22 protein-coding genes and 1 pseudogene are annotated in these 16,967 nt (G+C 37.7%); 18 read left to right on the top strand and 5 right to left on the bottom strand.

Going from position 1 to position 16,967, the window contains the following annotated elements:
* Positions 1-129 precede the first annotated feature (129 nt).
* The 6 genes from BMW36_RS19270 to BMW36_RS19245 all read left to right on the top strand — a co-directional run bounded on the left by BMW36_RS19270 (position 130) and on the right by BMW36_RS19245 (position 4,446).
* Entirely contained in the window at positions 130-660 is a 531-nt protein-coding gene (locus tag BMW36_RS19270; RefSeq protein ID WP_089744181.1) for a GNAT family N-acetyltransferase, read from the top strand.
* Between the two features lie 626 nt (positions 661-1,286).
* Entirely contained in the window at positions 1,287-1,877 is a 591-nt protein-coding gene (locus tag BMW36_RS19265; protein ID WP_089744179.1) for a GNAT family N-acetyltransferase, read from the top strand.
* Complete coding sequence (locus BMW36_RS19260; RefSeq protein ID WP_089744177.1) at positions 1,846-2,592, top strand: class I SAM-dependent methyltransferase; 747 nt, start codon at positions 1,846-1,848, stop codon at positions 2,590-2,592. Before BMW36_RS19265 ends, BMW36_RS19260 begins: the two co-directional genes overlap by 32 nt.
* Before the next feature lie 23 nt (positions 2,593-2,615).
* On the top strand, positions 2,616-3,401 hold the full coding sequence (locus BMW36_RS19255) for an alpha/beta hydrolase (RefSeq protein WP_089744175.1): 786 nt from the start codon (positions 2,616-2,618) through the stop codon (positions 3,399-3,401).
* Between the two features lie 20 nt (positions 3,402-3,421).
* Positions 3,422-4,018 carry an HD domain-containing protein gene (locus tag BMW36_RS19250; protein ID WP_089744173.1) on the top strand — a complete coding sequence of 199 codons (597 nt, stop codon included), beginning with the start codon at positions 3,422-3,424 and terminating at the stop codon, positions 4,016-4,018.
* 5 nt (positions 4,019-4,023) lie between these two features.
* On the top strand, positions 4,024-4,446 hold the full coding sequence (locus tag BMW36_RS19245; protein WP_089744171.1) for an NUDIX hydrolase: 423 nt from the start codon (positions 4,024-4,026) through the stop codon (positions 4,444-4,446).
* A gap of 2 nt (positions 4,447-4,448) precedes the next feature.
* Here the strand turns inward: BMW36_RS19245 and BMW36_RS19240 are convergent, their stop codons facing one another.
* Both BMW36_RS19240 and BMW36_RS19235 read right to left on the bottom strand, forming a co-directional pair.
* A complete protein-coding gene (locus BMW36_RS19240) occupies positions 4,449-4,715 on the bottom strand; it encodes a hypothetical protein (RefSeq protein WP_139180346.1) in 267 nt (88 codons plus the stop codon).
* A 42-nt stretch (positions 4,716-4,757) separates the two neighbouring features.
* Positions 4,758-5,585 (bottom strand): metallophosphoesterase, encoded by an 828-nt coding sequence (locus BMW36_RS19235; protein ID WP_089744167.1) that lies wholly within the window; start codon positions 5,583-5,585, stop codon positions 4,758-4,760.
* A 94-nt stretch (positions 5,586-5,679) separates the two neighbouring features.
* Here BMW36_RS19235 and BMW36_RS19230 point away from each other — a divergent pair, with 94 nt between their 5' ends.
* From BMW36_RS19230 to BMW36_RS19200, 7 genes are all read left to right on the top strand, one after another.
* Positions 5,680-6,471, top strand: a complete 792-nt coding sequence (locus tag BMW36_RS19230) for an alpha/beta fold hydrolase (RefSeq protein WP_139180345.1) — start codon at positions 5,680-5,682, stop codon at positions 6,469-6,471.
* Positions 6,472-6,506: 35 nt separating this feature from the next.
* Positions 6,507-6,980 carry a 2-thiouracil desulfurase family protein gene (locus BMW36_RS19225; protein WP_089744165.1) on the top strand — a complete coding sequence of 158 codons (474 nt, stop codon included), beginning with the start codon at positions 6,507-6,509 and terminating at the stop codon, positions 6,978-6,980.
* Positions 6,981-7,029: 49 nt separating this feature from the next.
* Positions 7,030-7,656, top strand: coding sequence for a class I SAM-dependent methyltransferase (locus BMW36_RS19220; RefSeq protein ID WP_245711749.1), 627 nt, complete (start codon positions 7,030-7,032; stop codon positions 7,654-7,656).
* Positions 7,657-7,668: 12 nt separating this feature from the next.
* On the top strand, positions 7,669-7,869 hold the full coding sequence (locus BMW36_RS19215) for a hypothetical protein (RefSeq protein WP_089744161.1): 201 nt from the start codon (positions 7,669-7,671) through the stop codon (positions 7,867-7,869).
* Between the two features lie 27 nt (positions 7,870-7,896).
* On the top strand, positions 7,897-8,757 hold the full coding sequence (locus BMW36_RS19210) for a GNAT family N-acetyltransferase (RefSeq protein ID WP_089744159.1): 861 nt from the start codon (positions 7,897-7,899) through the stop codon (positions 8,755-8,757).
* Positions 8,739-9,347, top strand: coding sequence for a class I SAM-dependent methyltransferase (locus BMW36_RS19205; RefSeq protein WP_089744158.1), 609 nt, complete (start codon positions 8,739-8,741; stop codon positions 9,345-9,347). The genes BMW36_RS19210 and BMW36_RS19205 overlap by 19 nt, the downstream gene beginning before the upstream one ends.
* 358 nt (positions 9,348-9,705) lie before the next feature.
* Positions 9,706-11,193 (top strand): extracellular solute-binding protein, encoded by a 1,488-nt coding sequence (locus BMW36_RS19200; protein ID WP_089744156.1) that lies wholly within the window; start codon positions 9,706-9,708, stop codon positions 11,191-11,193.
* A gap of 503 nt (positions 11,194-11,696) precedes the next feature.
* On the opposite strand, the gene BMW36_RS19195 is transcribed toward BMW36_RS19200, so the two are convergent.
* The 3 genes from BMW36_RS19195 to BMW36_RS19175 all read right to left on the bottom strand — a co-directional run bounded on the left by BMW36_RS19195 (position 11,697) and on the right by BMW36_RS19175 (position 13,903).
* Positions 11,697-12,518: a lipid II flippase Amj family protein gene (locus BMW36_RS19195; protein ID WP_089744154.1), complete on the bottom strand. Its 822-nt coding sequence runs from the start codon at positions 12,516-12,518 to the stop codon at positions 11,697-11,699.
* A gap of 33 nt (positions 12,519-12,551) precedes the next feature.
* Positions 12,552-13,010: an NUDIX domain-containing protein gene (locus BMW36_RS19190; RefSeq protein WP_425431961.1), complete on the bottom strand. Its 459-nt coding sequence runs from the start codon at positions 13,008-13,010 to the stop codon at positions 12,552-12,554.
* Positions 13,011-13,711: 701 nt separating this feature from the next.
* Positions 13,712-13,903: a PspC domain-containing protein gene (locus BMW36_RS19175; protein WP_089744149.1), complete on the bottom strand. Its 192-nt coding sequence runs from the start codon at positions 13,901-13,903 to the stop codon at positions 13,712-13,714.
* Between the two features lie 286 nt (positions 13,904-14,189).
* Here BMW36_RS19175 and BMW36_RS19170 point away from each other — a divergent pair, with 286 nt between their 5' ends.
* From BMW36_RS19170 to BMW36_RS20680, 5 genes and pseudogenes are all read left to right on the top strand, one after another.
* Entirely contained in the window at positions 14,190-15,338 is a 1,149-nt protein-coding gene (locus BMW36_RS19170; protein ID WP_089744147.1) for a M23 family metallopeptidase, read from the top strand.
* A gap of 67 nt (positions 15,339-15,405) precedes the next feature.
* The gene (locus BMW36_RS19165) at positions 15,406-15,714 is read left to right on the top strand and encodes a YrhK family protein (RefSeq protein WP_089744145.1); all 309 of its coding nucleotides are present in this window, start codon (positions 15,406-15,408) and stop codon (positions 15,712-15,714) included.
* Positions 15,715-15,809: 95 nt separating this feature from the next.
* Positions 15,810-16,007, top strand: coding sequence for a hypothetical protein (locus BMW36_RS19160; protein ID WP_089744143.1), 198 nt, complete (start codon positions 15,810-15,812; stop codon positions 16,005-16,007).
* A gap of 104 nt (positions 16,008-16,111) precedes the next feature.
* On the top strand, positions 16,112-16,699 hold the full coding sequence (locus BMW36_RS19155; protein WP_089744142.1) for a DUF6434 domain-containing protein: 588 nt from the start codon (positions 16,112-16,114) through the stop codon (positions 16,697-16,699).
* A gap of 195 nt (positions 16,700-16,894) precedes the next feature.
* A pseudogene (locus BMW36_RS20680) lies at positions 16,895-16,967 on the top strand (helix-turn-helix domain-containing protein); the annotation flags it as partial.

The following is a 16,967-nucleotide window of genomic DNA, read 5'->3' as shown; positions in this document are numbered from 1 at the left end:
GTACTTGATATTTTGCACCCAAAGTAATCATCGACTGTTAAGATATAATTAGATAAAAATGGAAAGGAATGAATGATGCGCAGATATCAATATTTTAACCCAGAGCAACTTAAAACAGGAGGGAAAGTATTGATGAAAAAATTTTATTCAAAACGCTTGTACTTAAGACAAATGGACAAAGCAGATGCACCGGAATTACTGAAAATATGGTCAGACCCTGAAGTGACTAAATATATGAACATAAACCGTTTCTCGAGTGAAAAAGAAGCAATCGATATGATAAATTTTTTGAATGAACTAGCTGAAGAGAAAAAGGCGATCCGTTATTCTATTTTCTCAAAACAAACGAATGAACTAATCGGCTCATGCGGTTTCAATTCTCTGGATGAAGAAAATCGAAAAACAGAAATAGGTTATGATCTGGCAAAAGCCCACTGGGGAAAAGGGTATGCCTCTGAGGCCATCACTATTTTACTTGAAACAGCATTTGAAACGCTAGAGTTTCATAGAGTGGAAGCAAAGGTCGAACCAGAGAATGTAAATTCGATAAAAGTTTTGGAAAAACTGAACTTTACCTATGAAGGAAGACTTAGACAAGCAGAAATATCAAAAGGTAGATTTGTTGATTTGAAGCTTTATTCGAAACTTAGAACGGATTAAATTAAGATGACGGTTCCTATCGTGTGAGAAGGGACCGTCAAAATTGCCTAATGCAGGAATAATGCAGTTCCAACATCAATGCCTTACCAAAAGCTTCTGACTCTAAAGAATAAGTAGGTTTGATCATCACAAGAGCACCACCCCATCCTGTTTCTGAAGAATAAAAGTTGTTTAACTATCAATGCAACCCTATATCAACCAATGAATGATGAGTAAATCATCAGGGATTACGGTAGGCAGTAAACAAAAGTGGAAGCGAGTAACTTAGGGGGGATAAGTTGAAAAACAAATTATCATCTCTTTTCTATTATATTACGGCAATTATCTGCACCTAATATTTCCAAATTTTCATCTTGCTCTGGGTAGGATCCATCCGTTTTACTGCAGCAGATAGCGCACCTGGAGATATAAGTGAGGGGGAGAAACTATTTTATGTTATTGGTGCCCCGATCCTTTATTTTATTTTCCTGACGATCTTATTTTTCCTGTACAGCTACCTGCTCGTTATATTTCGTATAAAATTGAAGCCGCTGATCCCCATCCTATTTAACGGAGTGGTAGCCATTTATTTAATAGTTTATTTTACTTATCAAATATTTACTTAACGACTAAATTGGAGGGAAAATATGAGCAGTATTTTTACCATTGATTGTGGAGAAATCATCTTAAGAGAATTTCTGGAAGAAGATGTGGAGGCAATCTATCAAATCACCTCACAGCCGGAAGTCTATGAATTTTTGCCAGACTGGAGTTCTACAAGAGAACAGAGATTAGACTGGCTAACCAATTATGAGATTCCATCGAACAGAGCCTTTCTGAAGACACTGCCTCATATTTCAGACCAAAACTATTTGAAGCTAGGAATCATTTTAAAACGCACAAATGAGTTTATCGGGTTTTGCACTACAGGCATAAAAGAAGAGTTGAACGAACCAAACCGGGAAATTGCTTATGCTATATCCAGGCACTATAGAAATAAAGGCTATGCAACGAAAGCGGTAACAGGACTGATCAATTTTTTATTCACGAAAACGGATGTGGAATTATTAAATGCAGTTGTACTTCCCAATAATAAAAGCTCCAACAAAGTGATTTTGAAAAACAATTTCCGCCCTTGTGGAAATATGGAGATCACTGGCGATCAGTATGACCACTTTATTTTGAAAAAAGAGGAGTGGATGCGGCATGGAAGTAAACGAAATTTTACAAATGAATAAAGAGAGCTGGGAGAAATCTGCAGAACGTTTTTTTGGGAGAGCAGCTTTACCGGAATATGGGCCACTTGCTCCCAGGGAGGATCAGCTCAATCTGCTGGGAAATATCTCTAATAAAACCGTCCTGGATATCGGTTGTGGCAGCGGCCATTCCCTGAAATATATGGCGATAAATGGTGCAAGAGAACTTTGGGGATTGGATCTGTCTACTAAACAAATAGAAACGGCTACCAGTTTATTGCACGATCAGCCAGTCCCTGTATCGTTATTTGAATCAGCAATGGAAGAGGATCCTGGCTTGCCGGAAAATTATTTTGACATCGTTTACTCTGTCTATGCAATCGGCTGGACATGGGATTTAAAACAGACCTTTTCCAATATCTCCTGCTATTTAAAGAAAGACGGCATCTTTATCTTCAGCTGGGAGCACCCGATTCATGATCGTTTAAGCTATAAGGATTCAGAATATATTTTCCAAAAATCTTATGTAAAAGAAGGACCGGAGCTGAATGAGGCGTGGAACAATACGGCAGTTACGTATCAGCGGAAATTTAGTACATATATAAACACACTAATTGAAACCGGATTCTCGGTTGAGAAGATAATCGATGATGTAGTATTACCAGAGAGCATAACGGACGATCCAGCTAAATGGTATTCTGCCCAGAAAGCGCAGCTGGTTCCAGCTACATTCATTGTAAAAGCAAAAAAACGCTAATTATAAAAAAGGAGAAATAATATATGAAGGAATTCTACTTTGATTTTCCTGTTACAGAAAAGGTTTATAAGACAGTCCACAGAGATTTGAAATTGTACATATTTGAGCCGGATAAAGATAAACACGACAGACCGGCAATCCTGTTTTTTAATGGAGGAAGTTTTCTTAAAAATCCCAAAACTCCAGATCAGTTCCAGCATCAAGCGGCATACTTAGCATCAAAAGGAATGGTTTCTATTTGTGTCGATTACCGTAACGGATCTGATGAAAGATTTTTGCCAACACAGGCAATTGCTGATGTGAAGTCTGCAGTCAGATGGGTAAGAAAAAATGCAACTGAACTGGGGATCGACCAATCGAAAATCGTTATATGCGGGTCATCTGCAGGTGGGTATATAACCGTTTCTTCCATCATGTTCGACGAACTAAATGATGACCCCGATTATAGTAATCAAAATAAAGATCATATCCCTAGTTATGCAATTATATTTGCTGCAGGGATGGACGGTGTGGATATTATGAGAAGGAGGTATCCCGAGCTGCTTGGCCGTGCAGAAGAACTTTCGCCAATCCTTCATGTTCCGAAAAAATTCCCACAGACATTATGGATTTGCGGTACAGGTGATGACCTATATGATCAAAACAGCGATTTTATCCAGCGTATGAATAACGCGGGTAATAAGATTAGACTCAAAACATATGAAGGAATGGAACACGGCTTTTTCAATTACGGAAAACATAATAATAAATACTATCAGTTAACATTAGAGGAAATGGATCGATATTTACAAGAATTGCAGTTGATCTAGCATAAAAAGCGGGTGAAAGAATGGAAAAGAGAATGGAACAGATCATTAAATTTCTAGGTGAGATTGATAAATTTAAATCGATTGAAAGGCGAACAAGAGTCGGTAATGCTGAACGTCATGAAAATGATGCAGAGCATACTTGGCATATGTGTATGTTTGCACTTTTACTGCACACAGAGATTGATGGAAAAATAAATTTGGAACGTGCATTGAAATTAATTCTGATCCATGATCTTGCTGAGATATATGCCGGGGATACATATGCTCATGATCCTGTCGCTAGACAAGATAAGAGACAAAGAGAAGAACTTGCAGCAGAGCAGTTATTTCAGAAATTGCCGGAAGACATAGAAAAAGAATTGCATGAATTATGGGAAGAATATGAAGCAAACGAGACGATAGAAGCTCAGTTTGTTCAAGCGATAGATAAAATGCAGGCACTCTCACAAAATGTATTAACTAATGGGAAGGTTTGGAAGGAAAACATGGTACAAGCTGATCAAATTTTCCGATATAACGAAGAATGGAGCAATCAGAGTCCGCGATACAAGGATATTTTTGAATATCTATGGACTAAAGCTGAGAGGGGAAATATGTTTCCAGCAAAGAAGGGATGAAGAAAATGAAACGAGTGGATGTTGTATATTCATTAATATATGATGCAACAAATGATAAAGTTTTAGTTGTGAAAAATATCAAGCACAATAGCTGGTCTCTTCCGGGTGGCTCCGTTGAACCTGGTGAGACATTGGCAGAGGCAGCAATACGCGAGGCGAAAGAGGAAACCGGACTTACAGTGGAAGTGGGGGAGATCGTTTCTGTTAATGAAGCATTCATGATAAATCACGATAACCATGCACTCTTCATTACATTTAGGGCGAATATATTAGATAGTGAAATCAAGATCCAAGACACAGATACCGTCGAAGAAGTGAAATGGGTCGATTTAGAAACGGCAAATCAGATGATGCCATACTATGAAACTGGTGTAAGATTTTTACTCAACCAGTCAGCTCCATACCAATTGGAAGGGAAAGTGGAGTAGAACTATCCCCTCTCCCTTTCCTTGAAATTCTCAGCTTCCTTCTCTTTTTTGTAATAATATAATCCGAAACACCCTAGCACTACAAAGAATACAAAAAACAAAGATCCCATTCCAACAGGTATGAGGAAAACATGCTCATCTGGTAAAGACCATGGTCCCGCTTTCGGTTTTCTCAAATAGATTACTTGTAAAAAGGAAAACAGTGCGATGAACAGGGCACCTGTAAAGGGTACCAAATACCAGGATCTCTTTGCCTTTTTCCTCATCATTCCATCACTCCAGGTTTAATAATTTTACAAGGCTCACCATCATTAATCCGCAGTACCTTCCACCTTAATCAATGTCATCTGGCTCTGATTAAACAGCCGTACTGGCACAGCACTTGTTCCAATCCCACTGTCAATATACAATTGCTGGTTATCTTTTAAAGTAAATAATCCTTTATCATATTTCGGAAAAAATCCCTGATCTGGAGCAACAAGTGCACCAATTAACGGGAAACGAATCTGACCGCCATGAGTATGTCCGCTCAAAATTAAATCAATTTCGTCAGGGTAATTTGTTTCGATCATGTCAGGCGCATGTGACAACAGGACGGTAAAATACTGATCACTTAACCCGTCGATCGCTTCATCAAGCTTATCATGTTCTGTCGATGGATCTGCAACACCTGCCATTTGAATCGTTTTCCCGTGAACGTCTAACACCTGGTTCTCGTTATCTATTATTTGGACATCTCGCTCACTTAACCCTTCAAAAAACTGCTCCCTTAAAGGGTTATCCCATTCATGATTGCCTGATACATAAAAAGTTTGGGGATTCATGTTAGCTAATAGATCAGCAAGATAAAACATATCATCCAGATTATCTGTATTACGATCAATGAGATCTCCTGTTAACACAATGATATCCGGGTTCAATTCAAAGACTTCTTCCAACAATTCATCATTCTGTTCGCCAAAAACTTTATTATGAACATCACTAATTTGTAAAATAGTTAGTGACTGATCTTTTGCCAGTTTTTCCGTTTCAACTGTAATCGTTTCTACTTTAAAAAAGTTAGTATCAAAATAAATCTTCCCACTACCTAACAAAAGAAGCAGTAGTATACCAATGAAAATAACATTCTTTTTTCTCATTCCGCTTACCTCATTCTTTCTGTAATATTCATATGTTAACATAAAATGGTATAATTGTAATGAACTCAATCAGCTAAAAAAAGAGGGGTGACAAATGGGAATTCAGTACAGGGAATATGGAGACAAAACAGCGCCTGCTTTTTTATTTATCCATGGGGGCGGGGTTAGTGGCTGGATGTGGGATCAACAAATTGAACATTTCAGCAATTACCATTGTATTATCCCAAACCTGCCGGAGCATGGCTTAGCTAATAATGATGTAATTTTCTCGATTGAATCAAGTGCTAAATCGTTAATTGCATTAATTGAAGAAAAGGCACAGAACAAAGAAGTGATCGTTACGGGATTTTCGCTTGGTGCCCAAGTCCTCGTTCAAATGCTCAGCGAGAAACCTGACTTAATTGATATGGCAATTATCAACAGTGCCTTAGTTAGACCGAATCCAACTTTGATAAAGTGGATGGAGCCAATGATTCGTTGGACATTTCCTTTAATAAAGAATAGACGTTTTGCCAAATTACAAGCCAAAACACTATATATTAAGGAGAATAACTTCGAAAAGTATTATAAAGAAAGCTGTCAAATCAGTCGTGAGACATTAATTCGGGTTCTGAAAGAAAACATGGCTTTCAAAATTCCGGATAACTTTCATCAGGTAGAGACCAGAATGCTGATAACGGTTGGGCAAAAAGAAAAATCCATAATGAAAAAATCTGCACAAGATTTAGTAGCAGCTAACAAAAACTGTACTGGCATCGTCCTGAAGCATATTGGTCATGGCGTTTCACTTGCAAATCCTGAAGTCTTCCATCAAATTGTTGAAAGCTGGCTGGAAAAAAATGAATTATCCGGCGTAAAAGAGGCTGTCACATACATTAAATCTTAAGAGAATAATAGATAAATAGAAAAGGAGCTAAGCCGATGATCCTAGTCAGTGCCTGTCTGGCGGGCCATAATGTCCGTTATGACGGAAGCCATCAGCTTGATGATTCGATTAGAAAATTAACAGAAGAAGGAAAAGCAGTCACCGTCTGTCCAGAATTAGCCGGTGGATTTTCAACCCCACGCGAACCTGCAGAAATCCTTGGCGGGAGTGGAGAAGACGTCCTTGATGGTAAAGCAAAAGTGATAGAAAAGTCTGGTAGAGATGTGACAGAACTTTACATAAAAGGTGCCGAGCATACATTAGAAAAAGCACAGAGATTACAGGCGACAACAGTTGTGCTAAAAGAAAACAGCCCCTCCTGTGGAAGTTCCCTAATTTATAATGGCGAATTTTCCGGGCAAAAAATTGCAGGCAATGGTGTAACAACAGCCTTGCTAAAAAGAAACGGTATTCAGGTAATCTCGGAAACTCAATTTGCGGAAAGGGTGAGTTCTTATCATTTCGAATAAACTAGACTTAGAACGAGTAGTATTTATTGGCAGAACCTTTGAAGAATACATGGATATGTTTGCATTGAAGCAAGCGAATTTATCTGGAAAGAAAATTCTCGATTGTCCGGCCGGAGCCTGTTCCTTTACAGCGGTCGGGTCAGCACATGGCCATGATATCACGGCATGTGACATTGCCTATTATCATCCTGTCGATCAATTGAAAGAGAAAGGATTCCTGGATATTGAACACGTCATGTATCATATGGAAAAAGCAAAAAGCAATTATGATTGGGATTATTTTGGCGATGTAGATGGGTTGAATCAACATCGGGTAAATGCACTCAAAGCATGCGCGGAACATATGGAGCATTCACCTGAAAAGTACATTCCAGTAACGTTGCCAGTACTGCCATTTACTGACGATGAGTTTGATATTCTGCTGTCTGCTCATTTTCTTTTTATGTATTCTGATCGGCTGGATTTTGATTTTCACAGAGAAACAATGGATGAATTGCTGCGGGTGACAAAGGAAGAAATCCGGATTTTCCCGCTCGTTGATTTAGCTGGAAAAAGGTATGAACAGTTAGATGAATTGATTAATTATTTGCAGCAAAAAGGCTGTATAACAGAAGAAAGAAAGGCTGACTATCATTTCCAGAGAAATGCAAATACAATTCTGCGGATTATTAAATAAAGGAGGGATTCGATGATTATATTAGTTATTCTAATACCTGTCGTTTCGATTATGATCGGTCTATACCTCATCACCCAAGGACTTTGGGAATTAAGAATAGGAGAAAATCAAACCAGATATGCAAAGCTAATGTTCACAGGACTGTTTTTAGTCATCATCCTGCCTGTACTGATTTTTCTTTTTGGTAATCTTTTGAACATGCAGATCGGCTGACTATGATAAAGAAGGGAGGGGAATGTTATGCTCCGTTTCACAGACAGAATGCAAAGGATTATCAAGGAAGCTGACAATTTGGCACTAAGCAATGTTGGTCAAGTAGTCACTCCTGGCCATTTATTGTACGCATGCTTGAATGAAAAGACGGGAGCACTTGGTGAAATCCGGTTAAAAATATCGCTGGACCTCAATGTCCTGAAATCTGTTGTAAGTAATACTGAAAATTTTTCATATTCACCATCCCGATATTTTAACAGTATGATTTCCGAGGAAGCTGCCCGTATATTTGATGTGGCAAAGACTCACATGAATCATTATAACCAGATCTATCTTAATGAAGATCATTTATTAAAAGCACTCCTTAAATCTGGTACAGTTGATTACCTTATCACTGATGAAGATAAGCAAATGATTATAACACTTGGAACAACTTCAAGAGATATGATTACACACCTCAAAGACTATACTTTCCCAGTTACACCTACAGAAACCATTCAAAAAGTAAGCAAAAAAGACGAAAACCTGCTGACTGATTTTATCGAAAACCACTTTCCAAACTGGTTACATACGGTTCAACAGGCCTTTTTGTCCAATAAGCAGAATATTTACATTGCTTGCAATGATGCTGACGAAATAATTGGTTTTGCCTGTTATGATACTTATCAAAATAAAAAAGGATACTTTGGACCAATGGGCGTGGCTGAAGACTGCCGTATTAAGGGAATTGGATCCTCACTTTTGCACCATTGTTTAAGGGATATGAAAGAAATCGGATATGAATATGCCATTATTGGCGGTGCTGGCCCGCTTGAATTTTATGAAAAAACTTGCGGGGCAGTTGTCATACCGATGATGGAGGGAACCAGATGCAAAAAGACAAGCTGATTAAAAAATATGATAAACAGGTTAGAAATTATGAAAAAAACCGGAATAACCCGACACTAGCCAAATGGCGAAGGGAATTACTGAGAGACATAAAGGGAAATGTATTGGAAGTAGGTGTAGGAGCCGGAGCGAATTTTGCCTTTTATAACAAAAACAATGTTCATATCACAGGAGTCGATTTCAGTCCGGAAATGATAAAGAGTGCCACAAAAGAAGCAGATCTCTATCAGCTTGAAACACAATTTCTTTTGAAAAATGTAGAAGAACTGGAATTTGAACCGGATTCGTTCGACCATATTGTATCTACCCTTTCCCTTTGCAGCTATCAGGATCCTGTTCGAGTTTTAACAAAATTTAACGAGTGGTGCCGGAAGGACGGCTCCATCCGGTTACTGGAACATGGTATAAGTTCAAACAGGTTTCTCTCATTCACCCAAAAAACAGCTGATCCGATTCTTACTAAAATTTCCGGCTGTCACTGGAATAGAGATATGTTGGAATTAGTTAATGCAGCAAACATCCAGATTGAACGTGTGGAGAGATACTGGTCAGACATTGTCTACATGATCTGGGCAAAGCCTTCTTTATGATAAAAAAAGCATCTTTGCGGCAGGAAATTTTGGTTCTGCATTCCGAGTGGAAATTTTAATTCACAGTTAATTGTCGTCAAGTTTGCTATGAAAAAGTTCTATGCATGGGGATCACAAATTAACTTAATAACGCCGATTCACTAGAAACAGACGAATCGGTTTTTTTGTGTACCAATAAAATACAGCAATCTTCGTATACTTTTATAACAATGACAGCTAATGGATTAATGACAAACATGTGTTAAAATCTATTTGTAAGCGCTTCCTGACTGTATAAACTACCATAGCAATCATTAATTTAATCAACAATAATTGAGCTGGGTGTCAAAAGCGTCATTCTATCAATGGAGGGATTCCAATGGGGAAAAAGAAAATAATATTAGTTGGTCTGTTTAGTCTATTGTTTTTACTATGTATCGCATGTTCAAGCAGTTCAAATGCTGGGGGTTCTGAGGAGATTACCATTATGGCAAATTTAACATCTGCCCAGGCACCTGCAGAGGATAATCCGATTCTGGAAAAACTGGAAGAATCAACAGGAACTGAATTGAATATTACTTGGGTAATGGACGAAGTATATGATGAAAAAATGAATGCAGTAATTGCTACAGGGGCAGTACCACAAGCAATGTTTGTGAAAAATCAGGATTCTTTTAAGAAAATGAAAGATTCTATTAACGAGGAACAATATTGGGATATCGAACCATACCTAGAGGATTATGAACACTTAAGCAATCTGAACCCTGATGTGTTAAACAACACAAGAGTGAATGGCAAGCTGTACTCCCTGTATTCAGGTCGTCCTGCTTCAAGATGGGGTCTAATTTACCGAAAAGACTGGGCAGAAAACTTAGGGATGGAGGCACCAACAAATACAGACGAATTATATGAAATGTTCAGAGCGTTTACAGAAGATGATCCGGACGGAAATGGACAAGATGATACAATTGGTGTTGCTGCAGCATCTGATCTTGTGTATGGCGGGTTTAAGTTCACAAGCTCCTATTTCGGTACACCTAATAACTGGGGAGAAAAAGATGGGAAATTACAACCGGAATTCATGTTTGACGGCTATATGGATACAATGAATTTTTTCAAAGACTTAAGAGATAAAGGCTATGTTAATCTGGATTTTCCTGCAACGAGCCAAAGTGACCAGAACGACATGCTGATTACAGGAAAAGCTGGAGCGCTCGTAAGCTGTATATGTAGTGCAGGCAGCTTCCAGGATCAATTGCAGAAAAATAATCCTGATGCTGAATTAGATGTACAGAACCGCATATCAGGACCAGATAATGGACCGGGTAACTGGTCAAATTCCGGATATGGAGCGGTAGTATTGTTCCCGAAAGCATCAAATGAAACGGAAGAAGACTTACGGAAAGTATTGGCATTTTTCAATGAATTAATGAAACCGGAAAATTACAACCTGCTGACATATGGAATCGAAGGCACCCATTATGAAGTAGTTGACGGGAAAGCGAAGGGAATCGAATCAGCAGCTGAACTGTCCCAGCATGAAGTACGTCCAGTGCTTGGCCTTGTGATTGGGGATGAGACAACTGTTGATGCGTATCAGCCATACCCGAAAAATGAACTATATGCAAAGCAATATGAACAGATACTTGATAATAACAATATTCTGATAAACGATCCGACCGCACCACTTGATTCAGCAACATATGGTGAAAAAGGCGGAACACTTCAGCAGATTATTGATGATGCTACAATCAACTATATGCTTGGTGACCTTGATGAAGCTGGTTTCGAGCAGGAAATTGAAAAATGGAAAAAAGAAGGCGGTGAGCAAGTTATCGAAGAATATAATGCAGAGTATAAAAATTAAACTGGAAATATAAATCATTGTGTTTCATTGAAAAAAAAAGGTGCTCATTCAATTGAGCGCCTTTTTGATCTGTAAGAGGATGCAGAAATCAGGAGAAGTGATTTTCTTGGGTTAGAGCAGATCAGGACGAAATCTAGGAAGAGAAAGGTGGAAGATGGTGACGTGAAGCCCGGATCAGAACGAAACCAAGGAAGAGAAAGGTGGAGATTTCGACGTGAAGTCCGGATCAGAACGAAATCTGGGTAGAACAGTATGGAGATTTTGACGTGAAACCCGGATCAGAACGAAATCTAGGAAGAGCAGGTGAGAGATTTCGACGTGAAACCCGGATCAGGACGAAATCTAGGAATAGCAGGTGGAAGATTTCGACGTGAAACCTTTATCATGACGAAATGTAAGTGAAACAGAGCAGAGATCTCGTCGTGAACTCCAATCTTTGCTATTCATCCAGTTTTTACTCTATCTTTTACTATTGATGGGACTTCTAAAACCGGAAAATATGTTCAAAGATTTAAAATGAATTTTGAGAACCATCCTATATAATGGGCACCTGGAATAAATAATAATTGGGCAAGTAATGTCCCTAATAAACGAGATGCTACCATCATGATCGAGATGTTTTTTAATTGCTGGTAATCTCCCCTTTGATTCACCACATCATCTGCCATTACAGATATTTTCGGATCAATAAAAATAACGAGAAGGATTGTAGCAATTCCGTTAATAAGCCCTGAAGCCATTGCAGATGTGTAGCCGCTGTCAGGTGATAACAAGGCAGAGTACAATGCTGACAATACACCAATTGTATAGATTGCTGTAATGACAATATTTATTAAGAATAAGCGAATCGGTATATCACTAATTTTTGTGTTTTTTAAATAGGAGAATTTCGGTAAGCTAAAATGCGTTACTCCCCTTTTTATATAGTAAAATGAAAAAATCCTTCTTAGTAATGACGGAACAGATCCGCGCTCTTCTGTTAAATGTACGATTGCCCTAGAAAATACAGCGACAAATGTCGGCAGAAGGAGGATGCCAATGATGGAACCGACTGTCGAAGCACCTATAATAAACCTAAATTGTGCTTCCACGAATTCCAATGTATTATGTACAGGTGCTCTGTCAATCAATTTTCCTGTAAATGGCTGCTGCATCATGTTCGCTATTCTGGAAACCATCACCATAACGTTAAAAAGTGAGAGAGCTGATGCGATTAATTTCACTCTTGCCCCAGATAGCCTTACCGCATAGGCAAGTGTCTCGATTGAATGAATAATTAATATAAACAATGCAATGAATAGTAAATTATTTGTTATAAAATCCATAAAAATACCTTTCTTATTGAGAAGTAAAATTTCTTAATTAATATCACCCAAATAAATCATATTCTTATTACACGTTTTCATAATAATCGGGACAAGCTTTTTCGGATAGATTCGGTATTGCGGCAATTGATCAATTGGGATCCATTCGATTCCAACTTGGTTTTGATCTGGATTGGAGAGATCAAATAAACGATCAATTTCTTTCTGTAATAGGCAAGTGAAATAAAACTCTATTTGATGAATGTCACGATCAAATGCTTGATGTTCATGATTTTTACCAATGTATTCCCGAATATGAACAAGATCTCCAACAATTACCTTGTAGCCGGTTTCTTCGATACATTCTCTAATCAATGTTTTGTGTAATGTTTCCCCATGCTCTTGCCCGCCGCCAGGAAAAAGATAAAAGTAACCATCCTCATCTTTATTTTTTGTAAGTAATAATCTGTTTTCCCTCTGGATAATTGCTTTGGCTGAATTTCGAATTAACAACAGAACCCCTCCCAAAAAATCATTTAAGTCTATATTGTACCATATTTTTACTATTTGAATGATTCAGTTATATTAAATTTCGACAATTAGTCAAAACATTTGACCTTACACAAATTGGAAATTAAGGAGAGAAGTGCTTGAACAACACAAATCAGGAGCGTGATATATGTAGCGATTGCTGATCCAACAAGTCGAAAAAGAATAAGTTAGTTAGCTAATGCAGATGAGCTGCCATTATATCAATTAACCACACATTTTCAAATGGATTGTACCGTTGTTTCCCAACATTTAGAGATACTTTAAAAAGCAGTATTAAATCGTAAATAAGGGAGAGTAACCAGGTATCGCCTCAATCCAGCTCCATTGCAAGAAGTGTAAGACTGGCTATCCTTTTATGAGAAGTTCTGGAATGGACAAACGATATTACTGAAAGATATTTTAGAGGAGGAATAAAACATGTAGAATTATCACCTGCTATATATGGATAGTGATTACAGTTTTATTTTTAGAAAAGGGTTGGAAGAAATCTCTGAAGTTACAAAAATAAATATAAAGTATCTTTATTCTAGAAAAGACTTGCATCAGGAAATCGACAAGTTCTCCTCCTTATACAGGAACGATGCGAAATTTTTGATTGCAGGACCGAAATTAATGACAAATTCCATATACAAAGAAGCCTCCTTATTTGGCTATTAACAAGTTCAGTTTAGTGTCCGCGGACTATCTGGCAGCGTGTTAGCAAGAATAATATAGATAAGCAGGCAGCCTGGGATGAAAAGAAAAAGTACTCGGACTACAAAGGAAGAGACTCCTATATATTCTGCAATACCGCCGCAAACCCCATGAAGTGAACGGTCTGTTACCGATTTTTTTAATTTTATAGACGAATACATGACAATCCCTCCAAACTTTTTACCAATATTATAACAGTTATCGAAGGGGATTGTTCAACTTAAGGCTGCCACCAGTCACTTTTCGATCATGGATTATGGTTAAAATAAGCAAAACTATTGTTAGAAATACATTAAAACAGAGAAAAAAGTTTTGTCTTCCAGTCATTTTTCACACTCCTTCCGCTTCACAACTTTAATATTAGTATTGCTCATTCACAAGGAATACATGTAGGTAATTATCACCATTTTATGGTAAGATAATGATAAACAATTCTAGGGGGAAAAGATGAAAACATATAAAGTTAGTTATCTGATATTCACCGTAATCTTAGCGGTAATTGGACTTGTGACACTTTTTAACAGTGTGGAAAATGCCAGAAGTTCAGCTGATAAATACTTGAGAGATGCTGGCGGAGTAATGGATTCAACCGGATACCAGCAAATGATGGATGGATACATAGCATCTAATATAACAATTGGCGGCATTTTACTTTTCACTGGCCTTCTACTGTTTGGTTTCATTTCCTATCAATTAATAGGTGACAGCAAAGAAGCCGGGGCCGAATCAACTGATGAACCTGCAGTAACACCAGAAAATTTCGGAGAGCAATTTAATCAGAATCATTTTAGACAAATGTATAAACAAACGAGAGAACCGTTTAAGAAAATGGTTTCACAAGACGAATTTATCACCCAGGCGCGGGCATTTAATCGGGATGTGGCCGCATATCACCTGGAAATGAAGACGAAGTTAGACGCATATCTCATACAGTACGTATGGCTTGACAGTAACAGAGAAAAAGCAGTAAGTGTTTCCTTTGATACAAATCACACGATTCATTCACTTCAGCTAGCGCCATTTGTGACATATCCGGAGACAGATGAACAGTTTTCCAGTAATGAATATATCATGCCGATCAGAGATGAATGGTTCGTTTTCTGGGGCGGTACCAACCAGTTCGTCAATTATCACTATGTGTATGATTCCCAACGATATGCTTATGATTTAGTCATGCATGAAAATGGACAGACATACAAAAATGAACCAGGGAATGTAGAAAATTATTTTGCATATGGAAAAGTTGTAACAGCACCTGCAGCTGGTAAAGTAGTGAAGGTGATGGATGGCAAAAGGGATAATCCAATTGGCGAAATGGATGAAAATCAGCCGGAAGGAAATTGTGTGATTATCGAGCATGCCGGGAGTGAATACAGTTTAGTCGCACACCTTAAACAAGGCTCAATTGTAGTTAAAGAAGGAGATATAGTTAAACAAGGCAATCTTATTGGCGAATGCGGTAATTCTGGTAATTCCTCAGAACCCCACATTCATTTTCAAGTAATGAACGGGCCTAATCACCTTACTGCTAAATCGATAAGAATTCGTTTTGCCAATGGATTCAATCCAGTACAAGGGGACTATGTGCAACCATAACCTCCAAATGTTTATTTTTTCCTTATAGTGATATACGGTAAGTATACTCAACTAGAGGAGGTTGTTTATGTCAGAGCAGAAGAAGAACAATGTAAACGAGCAATCACGTGAAGATTATGTAAATGACCGTATGAAACAGCATAATCGTTTTTATAAAAATATCTACAACATTTTGTATACTGCCAATGACATAACGATAGGTTTTTGGTTTCTCCTTGGGAGCATTCTGTTTTATTTTGAATCACTGAAAATATACGGAATCACATTATTTGTTATTGCCAGTATTCAGTTCCTTATTAAACCTGCTATCCGTTTAGTCCATGAAGTAAAAGCGAGAAAGCATTATGGAGAGGAATATGATCAACAGCAAGCCTGATTTACAGTCAGGCTTCTTAAAATTCTCTGAAACATATTGGATAAATGATTCGTAATCTTATTATGACAGATTTCATAGAGAAAGGATTTCGCGATATGAAAGAGAATTGGAAGATAAGAAGAAAACTGAAATCTCGTAAAAGTAAAAAACATAAAGATGATTATACAGCATGGGATGTTATTGTCGATGTTTTATTGTGGGTACCTGAGTTACTGATTTTCCCTTTCCGTATGTTATTTTGGTTTTTACGGATCATAGGAAAGTTTCTTGGTGAACTGCTGGACGCTTTCTAACTGGAATTTGCAGAAAATTTATAAATATTATTGTAAAAAAATAAAAGATCATATATACTGAAATTATAAACGAACAAACGTTCTTAAAATGAGAGGTATATAAAATGAGACCACTATTATCTAGAAACATAGCAGTAAGTGAATTTCAGGAATACTACTGGCTGAAAGAGGAATTACAGCAGTTTTGCCGGGAACATGGCATAAGTGCTGCAGGTTCGAAGTTAGAAATCAGTGACAGAGTAGCAACATTTCTAGAAACAGGTGAGATAAAAAAGCCAGCAAGAAAGACGAAAGTCATAAAAACTGCAACAAGCACCCCGCTAAGTCTTGACACTGTTATTACGGAAAATCACCGCTGCAGTCAGCAAGTCCGCGCATTTTTTAAGTCCGTTATACCAAATTTTCATTTCTCCACACATATTCAGAATTACTTTAAACAAAATGCTGGCAAAACTTACCGGGATGTGGTGGATGAATGGTTGAAGGAAGAAGAGCGCAAAAAAGATCCATCCTATCAAAAAGAAATTGCACCACAGTTTGAGTACAATCAATTTACTCGTGATTTTTTCGCAGATAAAACGAATCATGGAAAAAAACGAAAAGATGCCATAGCAGCATGGAATCACGTGAAAAAGCTTCCTGGAAATAATACATATGCCGACAATATAGCAGAAATCCGTAAACTAGTTTAATTATTGTTTTGTCATTTTAAAGTAATAGGAACTCCAATAACGCTCATTAAACCCTCCATCATCAGTTGTACATCATAAGAAGAGGCATGTTTATTAATTACGTTAATTATGTGAGAGCAGCCATTAACTGCCAAGATCCAATTTTAACGAACTTCCGACAGAAGTCTCCCTCTTCAAGCGTGTGAAGGCCGTAGTCCAACGGAGGAACAGGCTTTGTTGATGCATAAAACCTTTGGTTGTGTTCGCTTTGTCTATAACAAAATGTTAG

It is taken from the genome of Gracilibacillus ureilyticus (assembly GCF_900111195.1).
Taxonomy (GTDB): Bacteria; Bacillota; Bacilli; order Bacillales; family Amphibacillaceae; genus Gracilibacillus; species Gracilibacillus ureilyticus.
The sequence above is the reverse complement of the archived record's forward strand: the minus strand, read 5'-3'. Positions and strand labels throughout refer to the sequence as shown.

Bases quoted from the DNA above. Each gene is read 5' to 3' on its own strand.
- BMW36_RS19215 (WP_089744161.1), top strand. From the start codon at position 7,669: ATGATTATATTAGTTATTCTAATACCTGTCGTTTCGATTATGATCGGT.
- BMW36_RS19165 (WP_089744145.1), top strand. From the start codon at position 15,406: ATGTCAGAGCAGAAGAAGAACAATGTAAACGAGCAATCACGTGAAGAT.
- BMW36_RS19245 (WP_089744171.1), top strand. From the start codon at position 4,024: ATGAAACGAGTGGATGTTGTATATTCATTAATATATGATGCAACAAAT.
- BMW36_RS19265 (WP_089744179.1), top strand. From the start codon at position 1,287: ATGAGCAGTATTTTTACCATTGATTGTGGAGAAATCATCTTAAGAGAA.
- BMW36_RS19235 (WP_089744167.1), bottom strand. From the start codon at position 5,585: ATGAGAAAAAAGAATGTTATTTTCATTGGTATACTACTGCTTCTTTTG.
- BMW36_RS19155 (WP_089744142.1), top strand. From the start codon at position 16,112: ATGAGACCACTATTATCTAGAAACATAGCAGTAAGTGAATTTCAGGAA.
- BMW36_RS19210 (WP_089744159.1), top strand. From the start codon at position 7,897: ATGCTCCGTTTCACAGACAGAATGCAAAGGATTATCAAGGAAGCTGAC.
- BMW36_RS19225 (WP_089744165.1), top strand. From the start codon at position 6,507: ATGATCCTAGTCAGTGCCTGTCTGGCGGGCCATAATGTCCGTTATGAC.
- BMW36_RS19250 (WP_089744173.1), top strand. From the start codon at position 3,422: ATGGAAAAGAGAATGGAACAGATCATTAAATTTCTAGGTGAGATTGAT.
- BMW36_RS19175 (WP_089744149.1), bottom strand. From the start codon at position 13,903: ATGTATTCGTCTATAAAATTAAAAAAATCGGTAACAGACCGTTCACTT.
- BMW36_RS19205 (WP_089744158.1), top strand. From the start codon at position 8,739: ATGCAAAAAGACAAGCTGATTAAAAAATATGATAAACAGGTTAGAAAT.
- BMW36_RS19255 (WP_089744175.1), top strand. From the start codon at position 2,616: ATGAAGGAATTCTACTTTGATTTTCCTGTTACAGAAAAGGTTTATAAG.
- BMW36_RS19200 (WP_089744156.1), top strand. From the start codon at position 9,706: ATGGGGAAAAAGAAAATAATATTAGTTGGTCTGTTTAGTCTATTGTTT.
- BMW36_RS19220 (WP_245711749.1), top strand. From the start codon at position 7,030: ATGGATATGTTTGCATTGAAGCAAGCGAATTTATCTGGAAAGAAAATT.
- BMW36_RS19160 (WP_089744143.1), top strand. From the start codon at position 15,810: ATGAAAGAGAATTGGAAGATAAGAAGAAAACTGAAATCTCGTAAAAGT.
- BMW36_RS19240 (WP_139180346.1), bottom strand. From the start codon at position 4,715: ATGATGAGGAAAAAGGCAAAGAGATCCTGGTATTTGGTACCCTTTACA.
- BMW36_RS19170 (WP_089744147.1), top strand. From the start codon at position 14,190: ATGAAAACATATAAAGTTAGTTATCTGATATTCACCGTAATCTTAGCG.
- BMW36_RS19195 (WP_089744154.1), bottom strand. From the start codon at position 12,518: ATGGATTTTATAACAAATAATTTACTATTCATTGCATTGTTTATATTA.
- BMW36_RS19230 (WP_139180345.1), top strand. From the start codon at position 5,680: ATGGGAATTCAGTACAGGGAATATGGAGACAAAACAGCGCCTGCTTTT.
- BMW36_RS19260 (WP_089744177.1), top strand. From the start codon at position 1,846: ATGGAAGTAAACGAAATTTTACAAATGAATAAAGAGAGCTGGGAGAAA.